The 16,935-nt window shown below is 57.8% G+C and carries 18 protein-coding genes; 5 read left to right on the top strand and 13 right to left on the bottom strand.

Annotated features, from left to right (window positions below):
• Together C7G41_RS37155 and C7G41_RS34790 are read left to right on the top strand one after the other, a co-directional pair.
• Positions 1-216, top strand: a 216-nt coding sequence (locus C7G41_RS37155; RefSeq protein ID WP_199198771.1) for a hypothetical protein, incomplete at its 5' end; no start/stop codon positions are given.
• A 684-nt stretch (positions 217-900) separates the two neighbouring features.
• The gene (locus C7G41_RS34790; RefSeq protein WP_106946762.1) at positions 901-1,233 is read left to right on the top strand and encodes a hypothetical protein; all 333 of its coding nucleotides are present in this window, start codon (positions 901-903) and stop codon (positions 1,231-1,233) included.
• On the opposite strand, the gene C7G41_RS34795 is transcribed toward C7G41_RS34790, so the two are convergent.
• A complete protein-coding gene (locus C7G41_RS34795) occupies positions 1,234-1,440 on the bottom strand; it encodes a hypothetical protein (RefSeq protein WP_106946763.1) in 207 nt (68 codons plus the stop codon).
• A gap of 62 nt (positions 1,441-1,502) precedes the next feature.
• Positions 1,503-1,715: a hypothetical protein gene (locus C7G41_RS34800; RefSeq protein WP_106946764.1), complete on the bottom strand. Its 213-nt coding sequence runs from the start codon at positions 1,713-1,715 to the stop codon at positions 1,503-1,505.
• A gap of 345 nt (positions 1,716-2,060) precedes the next feature.
• Between C7G41_RS34800 and C7G41_RS34805 the strand changes: the two genes are divergently transcribed.
• Together C7G41_RS34805 and C7G41_RS34810 are read left to right on the top strand one after the other, a co-directional pair.
• Positions 2,061-2,366: a hypothetical protein gene (locus C7G41_RS34805; RefSeq protein WP_106946765.1), complete on the top strand. Its 306-nt coding sequence runs from the start codon at positions 2,061-2,063 to the stop codon at positions 2,364-2,366.
• Positions 2,367-3,120: 754 nt separating this feature from the next.
• Positions 3,121-3,309: a hypothetical protein gene (locus tag C7G41_RS34810; RefSeq protein WP_106946766.1), complete on the top strand. Its 189-nt coding sequence runs from the start codon at positions 3,121-3,123 to the stop codon at positions 3,307-3,309.
• Between the two features lie 677 nt (positions 3,310-3,986).
• Here the strand turns inward: C7G41_RS34810 and C7G41_RS38530 are convergent.
• From C7G41_RS38530 to C7G41_RS34855, 10 genes are all read right to left on the bottom strand, one after another.
• Complete coding sequence (locus C7G41_RS38530; RefSeq protein WP_245446860.1) at positions 3,987-4,454, bottom strand: hypothetical protein; 468 nt, start codon at positions 4,452-4,454, stop codon at positions 3,987-3,989.
• Entirely contained in the window at positions 4,454-4,675 is a 222-nt protein-coding gene (locus C7G41_RS34825; protein ID WP_106946767.1) for a hypothetical protein, read from the bottom strand. Before C7G41_RS34825 ends, C7G41_RS38530 begins: the two co-directional genes overlap by 1 nt.
• A gap of 392 nt (positions 4,676-5,067) precedes the next feature.
• Complete coding sequence (locus C7G41_RS37160; protein WP_146159858.1) at positions 5,068-5,571, bottom strand: hypothetical protein; 504 nt, start codon at positions 5,569-5,571, stop codon at positions 5,068-5,070.
• Positions 5,572-5,676: 105 nt separating this feature from the next.
• Entirely contained in the window at positions 5,677-5,904 is a 228-nt protein-coding gene (locus C7G41_RS34835) for a hypothetical protein (protein ID WP_106946769.1), read from the bottom strand.
• Between the two features lie 253 nt (positions 5,905-6,157).
• A complete protein-coding gene (locus tag C7G41_RS37165) occupies positions 6,158-6,607 on the bottom strand; it encodes a hypothetical protein (protein WP_146159859.1) in 450 nt (149 codons plus the stop codon).
• A 152-nt stretch (positions 6,608-6,759) separates the two neighbouring features.
• Positions 6,760-7,359 (bottom strand): SGNH/GDSL hydrolase family protein, encoded by a 600-nt coding sequence (locus C7G41_RS37170; RefSeq protein ID WP_146159860.1) that lies wholly within the window; start codon positions 7,357-7,359, stop codon positions 6,760-6,762.
• Between the two features lie 915 nt (positions 7,360-8,274).
• Positions 8,275-9,222: a c-type cytochrome gene (locus C7G41_RS34845; protein WP_245446862.1), complete on the bottom strand. Its 948-nt coding sequence runs from the start codon at positions 9,220-9,222 to the stop codon at positions 8,275-8,277.
• Between the two features lie 194 nt (positions 9,223-9,416).
• The gene (locus C7G41_RS34850) at positions 9,417-10,565 is read right to left on the bottom strand and encodes a LuxR C-terminal-related transcriptional regulator (protein WP_106946772.1); all 1,149 of its coding nucleotides are present in this window, start codon (positions 10,563-10,565) and stop codon (positions 9,417-9,419) included.
• A gap of 9 nt (positions 10,566-10,574) precedes the next feature.
• Positions 10,575-10,754, bottom strand: coding sequence for a hypothetical protein (locus C7G41_RS37175; RefSeq protein ID WP_146159862.1), 180 nt, complete (start codon positions 10,752-10,754; stop codon positions 10,575-10,577).
• An 18-nt stretch (positions 10,755-10,772) separates the two neighbouring features.
• The gene (locus C7G41_RS34855; protein WP_106946773.1) at positions 10,773-11,609 is read right to left on the bottom strand and encodes a sulfite exporter TauE/SafE family protein; all 837 of its coding nucleotides are present in this window, start codon (positions 11,607-11,609) and stop codon (positions 10,773-10,775) included.
• Positions 11,610-12,707: 1,098 nt separating this feature from the next.
• Between C7G41_RS34855 and C7G41_RS34860 the strand changes: the two genes are divergently transcribed.
• Positions 12,708-13,229 (top strand): hypothetical protein, encoded by a 522-nt coding sequence (locus tag C7G41_RS34860; protein ID WP_106946774.1) that lies wholly within the window; start codon positions 12,708-12,710, stop codon positions 13,227-13,229.
• Positions 13,230-13,505: 276 nt separating this feature from the next.
• Here the strand turns inward: C7G41_RS34860 and C7G41_RS34865 are convergent, their stop codons facing one another.
• Positions 13,506-16,856 carry an adenylate/guanylate cyclase domain-containing protein gene (locus tag C7G41_RS34865; RefSeq protein WP_106946775.1) on the bottom strand — a complete coding sequence of 1,117 codons (3,351 nt, stop codon included), beginning with the start codon at positions 16,854-16,856 and terminating at the stop codon, positions 13,506-13,508.
• Positions 16,857-16,935 lie beyond the last annotated feature (79 nt).

Below are 16,935 nucleotides of genomic sequence, written 5' to 3' on the forward strand. Positions count from 1 at the left end.
CGTTTCGCAGCGATTTGGGAACGGCGCCCTGGCCTGGAATGGGTTGGTCGGCACGGGTTGACGGCGAGTGAATACCAAAAGGCTTTTGATGCCGCGTCCCTAAATCGTCATCAGATCAGGCGCCAGTTTCCGCCGGTGCGCTCATCTTCAGGAGCGGATTGCGTCGATCGCGTGAGCTATCAGGACCGCAACGCTGGCCGCGATTATGATGACTAACAGCCAACTGATCACGCTCATCTCCACCAATATTATGGATTGAACGCGCTCGATCCCGCACAGTCAAAAAGAACCGGTCGGAAAGCTTAATTCAGCGAGGAGCTGAGGACTCAAGGCAACTCTTGCATCCGCCGTCGGTCCTATCGGCGAACTGCCAGTAACCCGGTCTCAACCGAGCCCACCATGACTGAGTCTCTGTGCCGCGCCCCTCTCGCTTCGCAGCGTTAGAAAACCAGAATTGTTCCGCCCTCGGAACAGAATGCCCGCTAGATTGATTTCGGTTCCACCGAAATCGTATTTGCAAAACAGACAAAGGTGCGGCAAAGTTTTTGCTACCGGGGCTGGCTGCATATTTCACTTGGTGTTTTTAGCCCGGCTTCATTTGACGACGCGTGGGCCGCAGCGATTTAACCTCCCGCTGCGGCCTTCGCCGCACGGCAGGCCAGCGTGAACCGGCGAGCGCCCCTCCAGGTACGCCCTGTTGTTGGCGCCTCAGAGTCGGAGGACCGTGAGAACGGCTCAAGCGTCTCCAGCCGCAGCTTTCTCGTCTGCTCCGCTGATTGAGCTTCGCAGGAGCGGCTCGCCCTGGGCATTAGCCATTGGGACAGTGGCCCCGAATCGATGCCGGTTGCACGAAAGGGGCGGAATCCGCATTATGGTTTTGCTGGGCGAAGCGGATCTACCTTGGCTCTGAAAAACCCCGACGCTATTGCGGCAGTCGTGACTGCGCTGCGGCTTACTTACGGCGACGAAACGGCACAAGCCATGCTGGTCGGCGGCATGAGCCTGGCCGCGCTGATAGAGGCGATGTTCTCCGCCTCGGTTGAGCGACGCGATGCCGTTCGATACGTTGCGTCTGCCTTGGACGACTTCGCCATCTCGCCGGAACCCGGCCCCGTCTGGCACCTTCGCTACGTTTACGAAAGTCATGGCTCGTTTCGCGTCGTCGATATGGAGATTGCGACGCCAACAGGCACACTGTCCAGTAAAGACGTCTGGCTACGTCTGCCCGTCTAGCTACCTTGCCACTTCTGCGATGTGGCCGGTGCTGTCGACGATTAGCGAGCGCGCGGTGCCTTCCTTGACGGCCTTGTAGGTCTTTATCTTTCCGGCTGGTAGTTCTTGGATGTGCGAATAGCCGGCGGCGCGAAGCTTGGCGATGATCTCCTCCGACGTCAGGCTGAGCGCGGACGAGGATCCCCAGACCAGTACGAGGGCAGCCATGACGAAAGATCGCAGCAATTGCCCTCCTTGCGCGCACGCCGCCATCGGATGGCGCCTTTAGCTTAGCCGCCGACCGGCCCCGACAACGTCTCCAGTCCCGCCTCGATTGCCGCGATGTCCTGCTCGATCTGCGCAATCGATAACCTGCAGTCAAAGCCAACCCAGGCTTTCAGGTCTCCGGCAAGTCGCCGGCGATGGGTCCTCAGCTCTTCAAGCGACTGGCGGTCTCTCACTCTTGCGTAGCCATCCACGATCAACTCAATCGCACTCGACATGACGCTACTCCACAAAAACAATTCGGATCTAATCGAATGAAGCTTAGTGCAAGCCGCGCGGTGGCCGCAACATCTGCGCTAGGTTCTAGAAGCTGGCCTCTCCGCCGGCTTGCGCTTCACAAATGGAGCGGCTGGGAGCGACAAGAGCCAGAGGCGCCTCAAACGGCCAACCAAGCCATCGTTTAAATAGGTCACGATTATTGACGGGTTGGCATTGCCTTCATCGTCCAACGGCAAACTCTTCGAAAACGGAAGGGCATAGGACTTTGGTTTTTTCTAGCTTTTCCCGAACGGAAGCGTCAAACTTGCGCCTATTGAGAATGTAATTTTTTCAGGGACATTGCGATGGGAAAGCCTGCCGTTTCCCGTGATGCCTTCCGGGGACTATTCGCTTTGTATGCGGCGAAGGCTCATCACGACCATAAGGCCGAGGCCGAACATTCTCTTTTGCGGATGTTCGGATCTGCCGACGATATACCCGATACGCTGCTGCAGCAGTGGTCGGACAGAGCTGAGTTGCTCGGCTCCGAAACCGTTGGCCGCGTAATGGATCCACACGTCCGTCAAATCACGACCGGCAATGCACAATACGACCATGCCAGCGACTTTCTCCACACGCTGCTGAGAGACCTCGGGCAGAAGACGCAGTGATGGAACCGCCACGCCATTGGCGCGGCACTTGTCAGACGCATAGACTTGGCAGCTTGTTTCCGGCGTTTCGAACGACTTGGACTTCATAGAAGACCTTCTGGCCTCCAGCCAAAGCCCGATGAACCGGCGCACTGCGCTGCGCTAGGCTCACCGTCATCCAGTCGGATGAAGCCGACCCACGCCCATTAAACCACTGCAGTGTATCCGCTGCCAGCTAGGTATGATCGCAAGGCCGTGTGAACTAGTTCACAGATTGGGAAAGAAAAGCTCACTACCATGGAGAGAGCGGCGGAGATGCTCCGGCCTGTTGCTCGTTCGCCTGCCCATCCAGCTTGGATCATGGATCGTTTTTTGTCTCAGTAGCGGAAAAGGCGACGACGATGATTGACGACGATTTGGTCCGGGCACATCGCAACAATATTCAACGCTATCACCTCTTATTGCAAACCACTCTGACGGACTTCGAACGGCAGTATGTCGAAAGACGTCTGAGCGAGGAGCAATCGAAGCTGGATAGGCTAACAACTCGTGCTCAAGCAAAGCGAGACGGCCAATCGGCTACAGATCACGCAGGGTAGGACACCGATAGGGCACACGGGTTTGCTATTAAGAGCTGCGGCAGAAAAGCTTGCGCGAGCGGCTGCGCGGCTTCAGCATTTGGAACCGAGACAACTAGCCAAGCACGGCAGCACCAACTTAACACTTGCGCTCGCCTTTCGGTTGCGGTTGGATCGTCTTTTTAGGATTTGATCCAATGGCAATTCAATTGCTTGTGGCGAAGGTTCTCAGGGACGAGCTATCTCTAAGAGGCATTCGATCGTTAAGCGCGGAAGATTCCGGGGCGATTGCTGCTCGCATCTTCGAGCGGATCACTGAGATCGACCTAGAACTTGCCGCCCGGGGCTTCAACATCCCTGCGAGCGGCGATGACAGACCGACGTGACGAGCCGAGCGTCATGTCCGTTTACGATCCGCTATTGAGGGAGCTGGGGCGCACAATGGCGCAAACTATTCGGCTCACGTTCTCGGAAATCGAGGCAATTCTCGGGAGGCCGTTACCGCCTTCAGCCTACAAGTTCAGTGCCTGGTGGGGAAATGAGAGTTCGCGCAAAGCTGGGCACACGCAGGCCATGGCGTGGCTGCAGGCAGGCTTTACCGCTAGAGTTTCTCTGAAACAGCGGGCGGTGGAATTCCATCGGGCCTGAAGGCGTTCACGGGCGCCACCTCAATGTTGCGAGCTTTCCCGCGCGTCCGGGCACTGTTACTCCACGGAGATCCCATTCGAAGGCGGCGGACTGATCTAGCCCGTCCCCGCGGCCCTTCTCATCCAGGGTTGCGCTCAAGAAAACGAGGTCCAGAACTGCAATTCTTTGAGACAGAATAGCTCCCGTTCGAACGCCCCAGTCCTTAGGTTATCGCTCAGGCGGAATAGCGAACGTTTAGCGTAGTGCGGATTTCAAGGCCCAGATCGGTCAAGGCAGCACTCCGAAATCAATAAGACAATACATCCCATCGGTGGTACCGGACAGATCGCGCAACACTCGACAACCACCAAGGTTGTGGTTGCAATCGAAGAGACCGCTGTGGCGTCGCCGCATGAACAGCACCGTGTCTCGAATTTTAGCCGGGGGAAAGGCGTACGCCCGAGCTCCTCGCCTCTGCGGGGCGACGCCTGGGGAGGCGCCAGCCTAGCGGTCCCGGGAAGCTGTTGGCGATGCTCAACGCGTGATTCTCGTCGGTTTCGAGAGCTATTTTCTGGGCAAGCATGACGTCGCCCTGAGCCAAGCCACCTAACGGGACGAAGCAGCGCCCTGTTCCGAGCCGTCCGTATTCGTCTATCTCGTTGACGTTGGCGGACGTCCCGCGCCGGATTCGGTACCGCTTCCCAGTATCGCATCCCGCGACGTCGAAATATCCCTTCCTATCGAAGTCCGCCCTCTGCTGAGGCGAAAGCCAAGAACGAAGGAAGCGTAGCGCACGAGCGTGAATCGTTTTCTCGTCCTTGGATGCTTCATAAAGCTTCCCAATGGAGAGGCTATGAATGGGCCACCGGCTGACTCGAGCCAAGTTCCTCTTCACCCTGGCCATCACCCACCGACTAGGCGCGGAAAAAACAATGTCTCTTCGGCGTTCGGATCAAACGTGGTGATCCTGGTTACCTCCTCCCGGCTGCTCCGTACCGCTGCGGTGAATCCTTTCCCGGTGAATTCCAGAAAACGTCTCTCCGCCTCCGCCAGAGCATCACCGCCGGAGTTGTCGAAGAAGTAGCGGCTGTCGCCGCTGTGATCCATCACGATCTGCGTTGCCATGCTGAGGCTCCCGATTGCACTTCGGAAGGAATCTAAAAGCGGAGATCTCGTTCTTATTTTCGTAAGCGCCGGATATTTTTTAGTTGTGCGCCTCACTAGGCCCGACTGTGTATTCTGCCTGCCACGACTGACAAGCGCTTGCTTCGTCAATGTCGTCACGCAGGACTGAGAACGATTGAGGAGCTGACAGTGCCCAATCCTGCGCAGACGAGATCCCACCCCAGCCCGGTGCAGCCGTTCCTGGCCGGTGCGATTTCGGAGACGCGGGCGGCAACAAAGATGGTCGAGGGATTGACCAGATGTGCCCAGTGCCATGTGACGCGCCTGCGATGGAGAGGTCTATCGGCAGTCCGGGATGGCCCCACTCGACCAGCAGCCCGGAGGGGGCGCTCTCAGTTCAGCTTGAAAAACGTCTGCCCTAGCCGCTCCTTAAGTGTTTCCAGTAACGACAGTCTTGTATCGGGCGCGGCAACTTGCGCTCCCGTTGCGGGTACGGGGATAATATTCACCGGTTTCGCTGCCCGACGGTTAGCGACCTTTTTAGCGGATTCTCCTTCTGCACCATGCTTCGGCTTCAAGACCTCGCCGCCTGATTTCGGAGTGACCGGTTTTGGGGCAACGTCAAGTTCTGAGAATGCGCTCTGCAGAGGCCGAGCAGATTGCACTGACGTCATCGATGTAGACGGACTGATGTTCGACGGAGCCAGAATGGTCGGCAAGCTGGTATCGATTATGACCCGTTCAGGTGCCCGCTCGGCTGAGGTGATCCTGATGGACGGTCGCTCTACGTCACTGTTACCGGGGCTCATCGCCTGCTGCGGCCAACACCAGCCGATTGCGATCAGCACCAGGACGAGAGCGCTGCCGACGAATCCGAAATATTTCATCAAAGGCACAGGCCGCCTCCGTTTGGCGACGACCTTCGACCTCGATTGTTAGCAAAAAGCTAAAGGTAGATTAAAACAGAAGACATGGTTATCACGCATGCTGCGACGCGGCGGCTATTGCGCGGGCGTCCGTGACTTCGATGCTGCATCGTAGATCTCGATCTTCAGCATCGGATACTTGGCCAACAGTTCAAGGGCCGCTTTAGTCGCGCCGTCCTGATCAAGGAATTCGGTCTTGAAACGACCATCGACGAGCATCGCATAACCGGTGGCCGGCGCGAGGTCAGCACGCCGAACTTGGCTTGGTTGCGGACGTTCAAGGTGAAGGGTTGTTTTGTTCATTCCTTACTTATCCGGTTGGAGAACGCCCTTGCTGCTGAGGCTCTCGCAATTCGCCGAATTGAATGCTTGGGGTTTCCCAACCGGCGTAAGCACAGAACAAAAGAACAAAGAATCGAAATGCAATCGACATGCCGCCCGCCTTTTCTTGTTGGTGAGGACGGTACAAGCAACGTCTTACGGCCAGCTTAGGAGAAAGGGTTTGCGCAAGGTATACGCCTGAGCAAAGGGCGAGGCTGGTTTGCCGAAGCCGCAGTTACATTTCTGTCGGTGACCGCCCCGTTTCAGCATTCATGAATGAATTCGCTATCGTGACCAGGTGTACTGCGGCGGTGCCCAGCTGCTCCATTTCCTTGTCAGCAGTGCAGGCTGAAGCCGCTCGTCGATAGGCGATTGCAACTGTTGCGTATGCATCCGTGATGAGTACAGCTGAATGGTCGTGCGCATCCTTGGCTTTCCGATTACGTACTTGGACGACTTTTGTCGCCGCCTGAGCGGCTAATTCAGCAAGCTTCTCGTTACTTAAACTCGGATCATCAATACCAGGCTGACATGCGGAAGCCGCGCCGGCGATTGCCTGATAGTATTGGCGCTTTTGCCACTCATTGGCCGTCAGGTAACTCTGCAGCAGGCGGCGAGCCCTCACTTCAAGCTGCTTTCGATCGCTTCGGATCTTTTGATGATCTGAGCTAAGCCAGCGGAGCATCGTTTGCCTATCCACTTCGGCGCCTAACGCAAAGATCAAGGGGCTATAAGTTCCATCAGCACACTTGAGCTTGTTCGCCCAGCGCCCTCGGGAAATGTTGACGTCGATTACAGCCTGCAGGTCTAGCGAATAAGAACGAATTCTACGATGAATCAAGTGAGAGGAAAGAGGGAGTTGAGCGCAGGTCGAAAGTAATTTGCCTCCATGTTGCTTTGTCCGCCCTGCGAAGGATGCGTGCCGTCAGGGTATAAAGCTTGGTTTGCGGCAGCGGAGTCCGGGCCCAAGGTCGGATCGGCAGCCCAATCGACGACAAAGTCGCACTTTCCTTCACTCGGAAAACGTCGCAGAGCCCCGTCGGCGGTGGCCCGATTAACATTGAAGAGACCTTCGTTACGAGGATTGTGAGTGCTGATCCCGAGCTGCACGATTTTGCGTGAGGATTTAATTGCATCGTGGAAAGTGGCCAAATACCCGGCAAATGCAGCAACCCACGCTGAAGCGTCAGTCGAACGAAGATCGTTTTGTCCGGCCTGAACGAACAGGATGTTCGGGACATCTTTGAATGCGGCGATCACTGACGATTGTCGGCCGAGCATATCTGCAAGAAGAGCACCATCCGTCGCAAAGCATTGCTGACTAGTCTCATGGACAGCGTTTGGTAGATAGAGGGTGTGGTACGATATCGTCCTAGCCCCGCCATTATCGACACTGGAGCTTGAACCTTCGACGATGAGGTGACGCATCAGAGGCATTCACGTCGTCTCCCAGTTGCAGATCATCAGCGCAGCTGTACCAAGAGCATTTCGCCCCTACCTAGCTGCTCGGCGGAAGTGCATGGCGCCCTGCGCTGGTTGCAGAATCCGGTCATGCTCCCCCAAGTAATCTGATTCAGCGCCTTGTTGTTCTGGTGCGACTTCCATTTGGAACGGTATCGAGCTGGGGCGTTTGTTCCTTGCAGCATAGGAGTTCAGAATGAGATCTTCCAGATTTCTCTTGATAGCGGCGCTCGTTTTGACCAGCACCTCGGCTTTGGCGCAAGCTGGCGGAGGTGGTTCAGGTGGAGCTTCGGGAGGAGGATCAGGCTCAGGCAGCACGGCGGCCGGCTCGATGTCGAGCAGTGGCACCGTGAAAGGTACGGGTGGTTCGCCCGGACCTAACACGAGCAACGCTCTCGACCATCAAACCACGGGAAATCGGCTGGGCGATCCGGCAAGGAATGAGAACAATGGCTCTTCAACCCCCGCCAGCGGCTACGTCAACGATCCTACGATGAACAAGGCTGTGCAGGATTTGGGTAATACGAATACTGGTATTGTAGCGCCTACGCGCTAGGCCTCCCCTCCCACAGTGGACGTTCATCAATCCCGGCTACTTCTCACGAGGATAGACCAATCTCCTGGTGGGTGGACCGTGCCGTCTGCAAACCTCGGGAAAGAAAAAGACCGCCAGAGCAGGGGCCTAACCGCTGATGTACCGCGGCCACGACGCGCAGAACATGTCGGGGCCGAGCAGTTTTGCGAGACGGGTTCTTGGACTGATAAGCTTTTCGTAGGGAACCTTATCAGTCTGCGATCTGGATGTCTGCTTTGATAGCAGTTCGCACTGCACCCCCGGCGGAAGGTCAGTTAAAGGTCAGAAGCGGACGTCATTTCGCGCAAACGGCTTGACTAGGGGGATAGCGACGCCACGTAGGCAGCGAGTGCGATCATGTCGTTCTGCGACAGCTTTTCGGCAGCCTGTTTCATCAGGGAGCTTGCGCTTGCCACGCGCCCGCCGCTTTGGAACTCATGAAGCTGGCGCACGATGTAGGTCGGCGAGCGCCCGGCAATAGGCGGAATCTCACCGACGCCTTTCAACTCCGGACCGTGACAGCTACCGCAGGCAACGGTTATTCCCGATCCGCCCGTCTTCGCGAGTGTTTCCCCCCTCGCCAGGCTTCCAACCGGCACATAGGCTGTGAAGGTCGCCCGGGAGTCTCGGAGCTCGAACTGATCGACGTCGTCCGGCATCTCGACGATGCGCGGCCCCAGGGTTTCGGAGCCGCCCTCCGGGCTTTTGACGTAGAACAAGCGGGACGGCCCTGTCTTTGGAATGCTCTCGCTTTCGACGACCTTGACGATCTGCGTGGGCTTCTGCGCAGAGAAATAATCTGCCGCAGCGCGCGCCTCGGCGTCAGTCATGGCTTTGACTGACGCCATCATCAATTGTGTGGAGGGCCTCTCCGGCCCCGACATCTTTCGCGCGCCGCTTTTGAAATCGGCTAGCTGCTGAACGAGATAGCTCGTCGGCAAGCCCGCAAGACTCGCATTTTCAGGACCGCCGGTGCCCTGGACGCGATGGCACGATCCGCAAGCGCGGACATCCGGCTTTCGTCCGTTGGCAACGATCTCCGGCATGGCTGCATGGTCATCCGGATGCCAATCAGGCGCAAAGAAAAGGTCCCGCGCCTGCTTCCAGCTGAACGCGGCGCTACTGCCGGCGAGTTGATTGGGCTTGTCGTCAGCGGGGGGCACCTTGACGGTCGGGTCCCACAAGAACGCCCAGGCCGGAAGCCCATCAGGTGGAGATCCAATACTGGCATTCTGTGCCAGCGCATCAGGTCCCGCGAGCATCACGGCTGCCAACAAACATAACCCAAGCGATCTCATCAAAAGCCCCTCTGCAATCCGACTAAATCACCAACAAAAGCAAAATGAGAGACGCGATAAAGACTTGGCACAACCGAGCAGCAAGTCACGGTGAGCAAACCAGCAGCTACGAAGCATACGGGCGCCGGGTCGCTTCCGAGTCGCCTCTTTGATCATCCATTTCAGTGTCTTCGGGCATCAACACTTTCTCCGCGAGCATCTTGCGCCTTCACGACGCCAAGGGCGGTGAGCAGAGCGGCGAGTTCAGCCTGGCCTCTCGTGCCTGTCTTGGCGAATACCCTCCTCAGATGAGTTTTGACGGTGTTGGCCGATAGGCCAAGGGCAGATGCTGATGCTGACGTCGAAGGCAGGCCGCCAGAAGACATCGATGCAGCGACGCGCGCCTCGGCTCTGGTGAGACCGTAGGCATCGATGAGATGTTGCGTGCCGATCGTTCTCCTCTGAAGAGGATCAATGATGAAGAGGGCGCATGCCGCACCACGAATGTGCGCTTCTCGGAGCACGCCTGACTCACGACTTCTGAGGCCAGCCACCACTATACTGACCAGGCGCGACCTGTCATGAGACGGAACGCTCATAGTGCCGCCTGCCTTGCCGGCCAAGGCCAACCTGACCAGACTGGCCAGGCGCCTGGAATGCGGAGCGGACCAGGTAGAAATTGGCTTGAACTTTAATGTCCCTTGAGCCTCCAAAGAACAGGCCATCTCGTTAGCGTATACGACGTCACCGCCATACCCCACGAGGACAACACCGTCCGCCATTTGCTCGACAAGCTCGAACGCTGCGTCCCGTAGTGCGCGATAGGCAGTCAGGCGAAAGCCGAGAGTGACCGATCGGCGCAGATGGGGCGCAAGGGCCTCAAAGATCTTCCGCTCGATCGCTTCAAACTCGCCCTGGCGCTCGCTTCGACAAATGTTGAACGCAACTCGGAAATCGTCTCTCGCCGCGAGCGCAATCATGGCATTGTGCCCAATGCCCTGCGGACGGAGTACATCATCGTAGAACCCCGAATTGCGTAGCTTGCCCAGCTCAAACACCTCGTCGGACAACACAAGCTGTCCAAGCGGCTTGCCTTCCATCGCCACAGACCAGGGATTCTGCATGTGGCGCTCCTGATAGGCGCGGTTGCATTCCTGGTTTAATCGGCCGTTGAAATCAAAATAGACCTGTTCGGCTGTGACTGATTGACCGAACAGTATTCCGCCTTCACTTCGGGTGAGGTCGGCGATCCCTGACAGTGCGACCGGCCACAATTGATGATCTCCGGCCGCATCGTAGATCAGGTCCAGGATCTCCTCCATGGCTGCCATTGGGTCAGCCTACTTCTGTTGCAGCTGCGGGGGAGGGTCGACACGCGCAACCACGACCCCTCGATCTGAAACGGCGGCCGACAGCGCGATAATTGCCAGTAGCGATCCATAGAAGCCGAACACTGCCAGCCGCCACTTGCGTACGACTCGACGCTCCGCGGCACTCAATCCATAGATTGGCTTCTGCATGTTGATGCTCCATCAGCGCTAGAACGACTTAATGAAACTGAACCCCGCAAGGATAAGAAACAGACCGACAAGACGATTGAACGTCGAGGTATCGACACGATTGAAGATCATCAATCCGAAGTAAGCGCCCAGCACGGTCGGTGCTGCATATTGGAGAGTGTCGAGTGGCATGACGTGCCCCGGCGTCAAGACAAACAACGCCGCGAGCGCCAAGATCTGGTTGACGAGAATGAACGGCTGGATGATGGACCGCCCCCGGTGCTTGTCGAACCCCTGAATGTGGCACCACATTGTGACGAAGGCCGCCGGAAATGCGGCGATCCCGCCGGTGATCCCTCCAAGAGCGCCCACAGCGAGGCGCCCCCAAAGCGGGTTGTTGCCTGCCGGCAATGAGGGCTTTAGTGCAGAAAAGGCCCCGTAGACGATCAACAGTACTCCGAGCAGGGGAAGAAACGCCGATGCTGGCGTCCTCAGGAGTAGAAACAGGCCAATCGGCAACGTAGTCACGCTTCCGATCAGGTATGGAAAACACTCCTGAAGGTGGATGCTCTCGCGCAAGCGCCACACGCAATAGAGCTGTTGTGAGATCGAGGCGACCAGCAAGATCTGAATCACCGACAAAGGTTCTTTCATCGCATGAAATAGAAATCCGCCTGCAATAGGCGAGAAGGCAAATCCTGCAATGCTCGAGAGCAAGGCCGACAGAAGCACGATCGACGGGGCAATCAGCGATGCACCGCCACCATGGGAATCGGCAATGTTCGTGGCGAAGAGAAACAGGCAGACCGCAGGAATAATGGCGGCCGATCCCCTGCCGGCGAAACCGATCGCTGTCCTCTCATCAACGGGCTGCATGAAATGTCTCCCTGCAATGCAGCCGCGCGGCGCATGTCAGTCGACGCCAATTTAGATTTCCTGCCGCGATATACGTGTGAAGTAATTCACGACGATCGATACAATTCGCTCAGCTCCGATCTCTTCAACATAGCTGAAGCGCAACAACAGGACGTCACCCGTGCGGGTGACAAAGTGCGGAACCCGCGACCCACTCAAGCTCTTGGGAAAATGATTTTGCTCACTTCGGAGGCGAATTGCCGACGAATTAGGCGAAGAGTCTGCTTAGTAGTAAATCGGGTCTGATGCTACCCGACGAATACGCGGCGCTTTTGAACCGGTTTGTCTTTAACAATGACCCAGAGAGGCATCACAAGCTATTTGGGTGCGCAATTTGCAATGCTCTCTTTCGTCTCTCAAGGCCTGCCATGAATCGCCCTTCTCTGTTACGGCTCCTGATGATGGTGATTGGGTTGGCATTGGAATCGCGACCATTGCCGGAAGACCCCACCCGACGGCCATCACAAGGGCGTTCGTCCCGTGAGTTTTGTTGCGAACTACTAGATTTGCGTTGGGTGCGAACGACCTCCCCACTCGATCGCGACGTATCATTCCGACTTTCCTTCCGGCCCGACACTCTCAGCGACCCAAATTGCGGTGCAGCCTGAGCCGAAAGGACAGGCTCCACCGCAGCGCCTGCCGGAAGTATAGCTCGGCTCTGCTCGCAACCTATTGCCGCAAGCGAAGTCTGCCTGATCGCCTGCTAAGCGCTTTCCGCGATCATTGCACCTCGAGGCCATCCAACCACGGAGGGCCCCGCACAATCCGGAAAGTCCGCACGAAGTTCTCATCACCTGCTACATGCAGCTCTGGTCGTGGTCTAAGGCAGGTCTTCCTAACTGGAGCCGACAGGACGAGAGTGCGCAAAAAAGTCCCAACAGGATTGTGATCAGCTCTTGTGAAGGAGACCACAACGTGCGCGGTCGGACCCTCATATCAAAGAGCTTCGACTGCAGAGACAATTTCAGCTCTCACACCGCGCTCCACTTCGGAAGGAATGCTACTCGATTTTGGCAACCTTCATTTATTGACGAACACTTGAACCATTGGGCACAAGCGATGAAGATTTCAAATGCCGTTCAGTATCTTACGCCGGCTGCAGGCTCCCTTTCGTTTCGGTCGTTGTCCGCCGACGAGATTGAGGGACTGCTTCGTCTCTTTTATCTTGGCTTTCCCTTTGATGAGAGGCGTGCGCGCTTCGGAGGCGCGGTGTCGGACGGATCGATAGCCCGCTACTGCCGTGAGCTACCCCGTAGGGAAGTTGTCGTGATCGGCTGCCTGGCGCCGGATGGCCTGGTCGCTGTCGCTGAGCTCCACCCATACGGCGATTGCATGGAGCTAGCACTCGCTGGTCGGGACACAATCGACACGATCACGATCTATGGCCACGTCCTCCAGCTCGCGGCCTTTGAAGCGGGAAGGCGCGGTTGCCGCAACCTTGTCATGAACTTGGAGCTCGCTCGAGCGGAGGCATTAGATCTGGTCCGTGGCATGGGGCACATGTGCGTCCAGGATGAGACTGCGACTGTCCAGCTCGGCGACTACGCACGTCTCCACGCACTCTCGCTCGCGCAGCACTAACCATGCAAGCAGAAGAGCAGGTCGTGTGCTTCCTCGGAGCCATTTTCTGCCTGGGCGTGTGTCTTGTCTGGGTGCTATACGAGATAGAGGAGCGGCGGGGAAGGCGCCGCCAACAGGCTGAGTGGATCCGCAGCGCCACAAGGTTTGTAGTGCCGCGCTAAGCCGGTGGACCTTGAGCCCCGCATAGATATGCGCTAGAGGGACGATGCTCCACACCAGCATCAATGTTCCCTGCCAAATTATGACAGGTGCACGCATGCGCTGCCCGGCTTGGGCCTACGCTCCGCGCCGCACGCGTGACATACTTCCTGCGGGCGCAGCGCCGTTGACGTCCATCTCGTCCAAGAGCGCCTTGGCCTCCCTGAGATCCGGGGTGTCGAGACCCTCCGTGAACTGACAATAGGTTTGCCGGAGAAGCTCGCGTCCTTGGCGGCGGCGTTCCCGTGTCTGCCACAGACGGGCATAATTAGTGGCGGCGCGGAGCTTGAATGCGAGCGCGCCTTGTCTATCGGCTGTTTCTATCGCCTGCAACAGCCGCCGCGCGGCCTCCGGTACCGCTTCGCCGCCGCGAGTTGCGAGACACGCACCCAGCAGACGATGCGCCTCCGCCTCAAAGAGGCGGTTGCGACTTGTCGTGATGACCTCGATGGCCTCCTGAACAACTTGCTCGGCACGATCCACCTCGCCAGCCTTGAGAAGGGCCTCCGCGAACACCAGAAGTTCATAATCGTAGTAAAAGCGTCGGACCGACTGCCGCGTGGCTTCGACGGCATCCTCCATGCGCTCTAGGCCTTCCGTTATCTGGCCAGATTGAAACGTCGTCCAGCCAAGCAGTAGGGGGCACACAACGAAGATGTTGCTTCCTTGCTCGCGGCCAATGCGTATCGTCAGTTCGGCGTATTCGCGGCAGGGCTCTGCGGCGCGAAGCATTTGGCGAAGTGCTGCAGACCACCAAGCCGCATGAGCTAGGCTAGGAGGATGGCCTAGCCGATTGCCGAGTTCGAGCGCGGCAGCGGACATTTGTAGCGCCTGGTTCGCAAAGCCGGTGACCCAGAGGGTGATAGCGCTGTGCGCGTAGGCGCAAACGCCGGTATCGTGACCGCCATAGTCGTAAGCATGCGCGTGATGACGCTCGGGATCGTAGAGCGCAATGCCCCGCTCGGTGTCGGCGAGCGTGATTGCATTGAGGCCCAACACATGGGAGTTTGCCCAACGCGAGTGATATGCCTCCAGCATCAGATCCCGATCAACGAGCCGCTCGGCCACCTCGACGAGCTCGTTAGCCATTCCAAGCGCTTGCTCAGTGTGCCCTGTAATCAGACTTGTGTACCAATTTCCCCACATCGCCCGGAAAAGCTTTTTGTCGTCGCCCAGTCCCCGACCAAGCGTGACCGCTCGGGCGTAATGATCGACGATTTCGTGCCCCGCAGAACGAAAACCCCGTGCACTGACCAGTGCAGTGCCGAGCCCGAGCCGGATGTCGAGCTCTTGCTGCCAGCGCTCCGCCGAGTCAGGCATCTCCTCCAGAAGCCGCAAAGCGTTGGAAAAATGCTTCAGTGCCTCGCTGCCGGCTGAACGGCGCAAAGCCAGCTCACCGGCGCGCTGCCAATAAACCGCCGCCTCCTGACCCAAACCAGCTTCGGTTCGGTGGCGCGCGACCACCTCGGGCTGCTTCTCGACGATCTCGGGAAACATCTCCTCGATCGCCTGCGCAATTTGTGCGTGTAGGCTCCGGCGCCGGTCCCGAAGCAGAGTGCTGTAAGCTGCGTCCTGCAACAGGCCGTGCTTGAACATAAAGCTCGACTGCGGCAGCTCGCCTCGCTGAAAGATGAGGCCAGCCTCGACCAACCGGCCGAGCGTCTCCTTGATCTCCACCTCGGAGCGCTCAGCTACCTTGGCAGCGAGCTCGTAGGAAAACTCCCGGCCGATCGTCGCGCCGATCTGCGCGATCTCCTTGGCCGCAGGTCCGATCCGATCAAGCCTGGCCATTAGTGAAGCGTGTAGCGTAGATGGCACGGAAAGTGACGGTCGCGTCGTTGACGATCCCCGTCGAGGTGGACTCGCATCCACAACCGTCTTGGTCACTTCCTCCAGGAACAGCGGCACGCCGTCACCGCGTTCGACGATTTCGCCGATCAGGTCGTTCGGCAACGATTTCGTCTTCAAGGCGAGCAGTCGAACCAGAGCCTCGCTGTCAAATCGGTTCAGACGGTTGAGCGTCAGCACGGTAACGTGCGGCTGGTCTGCCCATAGTGGCGCGAAGTCTGGGCGAAAGGTTGCAATCAGCAAGACCGGCATGCGCTCGATTCGACGGATGAAGATGTCGAGCAGATCGCGTGTGGTCGGATCAATCCAATGCAGGTCTTCAAAGATCATCAACACTGGCTTTTTCCGTGCTAACGCGGTGAGCTGCCGGTTCAGCACTTCGAAAGTTTCTTCCCTTCTGCGTCGCGCATTCGGCTCGACTGCCTCATAGCGTGCGGTAGGCAGCAAGAGGAGATCAGCGACAAGCGCGACGTCCTGCTCGGGCGCGGAGGTTTCAGCCATTAATGCTTCTAGTTTGTCCAATCTGATCGCGGGCGTGTCTTCCCGTCCAAATCCAGCCGCACGCTCGAGCATATTGATGATGGGGAATAGAGCGCTGTCTTGATGATGAGGTGAGCAGAAATAATGCAGCTCGGTGTATTGTTCCGCACCAATCAGATCCCTAATTGCGACCGTCAGGCGTGACTTGCCGATGCCAGCCTCTCCTGAGAAGAGGATCACGCGTCCTTCGCCAGCTCTGGTCTGCGCCCAACGTCGCAGCAATAGCTCTGTTTCCTCTTGGCGGCCGACGAGTGGAGTTTCGGCGGAGCGTAGCGCCTCGAAACGGCTTTTGAAGCGGTTTTCGCCTAGCACACGCCAAGCGCGCTGAGGCTCGGTGAACCCTTTTAGGTTCTTGAACCCTAAGTCCTCGAGCGCGAACACCGATCCAATCTGCTTCCTGGTGCTGTCCGCTATCACGCCCGTGTTGGGTTCGGCCAATGCAAGCAAGCGGGCCGCCAGATTGGGCACCTCGCCCAAAACCTCTGTCTCATTTCCTGATCCGATCAGGTCACCCACAACCACCAAGCCGCTGGCAATGCCAACCCTGATCTGAAGCGGCTCGGGGCGGCCGAGATGCCCAATGCCGTCGATCAAGGCCAAGCTTGCCCGCACGGCCTGCTCAGGATCGTCTTCATGAGCGTTCGGGTAACCAAAATAGATCAGAACACCATCGCCAACTCTGCGGGACACGAAGCCGCCGAACCCGGGTACAATTTCTGCAACGCGCTTGTGGTAAGTGCTGATGACTTCGCCAAAATCTTCAACATCGAGATTCACGGACAGAGCCGTTGAGCCGACAAGGTCGCAGAACATCACTGTGATGTGGCTGCGCTCCGCAGGGGCCGCGCGGGGCTGGATCGGCGCAAGTTCTGGACTTCGAAATACGTCGCCAACGAGTGTTGCACCGCACTTTCCACAAAAGTTCGAGCCCAGCGCTTCACTGTTGCCGCAAGAGCCGCAACTGAGCATCAACGCCGATCCACACTGGCTGCAGAACTTGGCAAGTTCTGAGACGTCTGCGCGACAGCTAGGGCACTCCATACCGCACCTTACCGGTTGGATCGATCATGGTAGCACGGTCCTCATTCGACGCCCATCCGGCTGCCGGATGGGCGCGCCG

The organism is Bradyrhizobium sp. MOS002, assembly GCF_003020115.1.
Classification (GTDB): Bacteria; Pseudomonadota; Alphaproteobacteria; order Rhizobiales; family Xanthobacteraceae; genus Bradyrhizobium.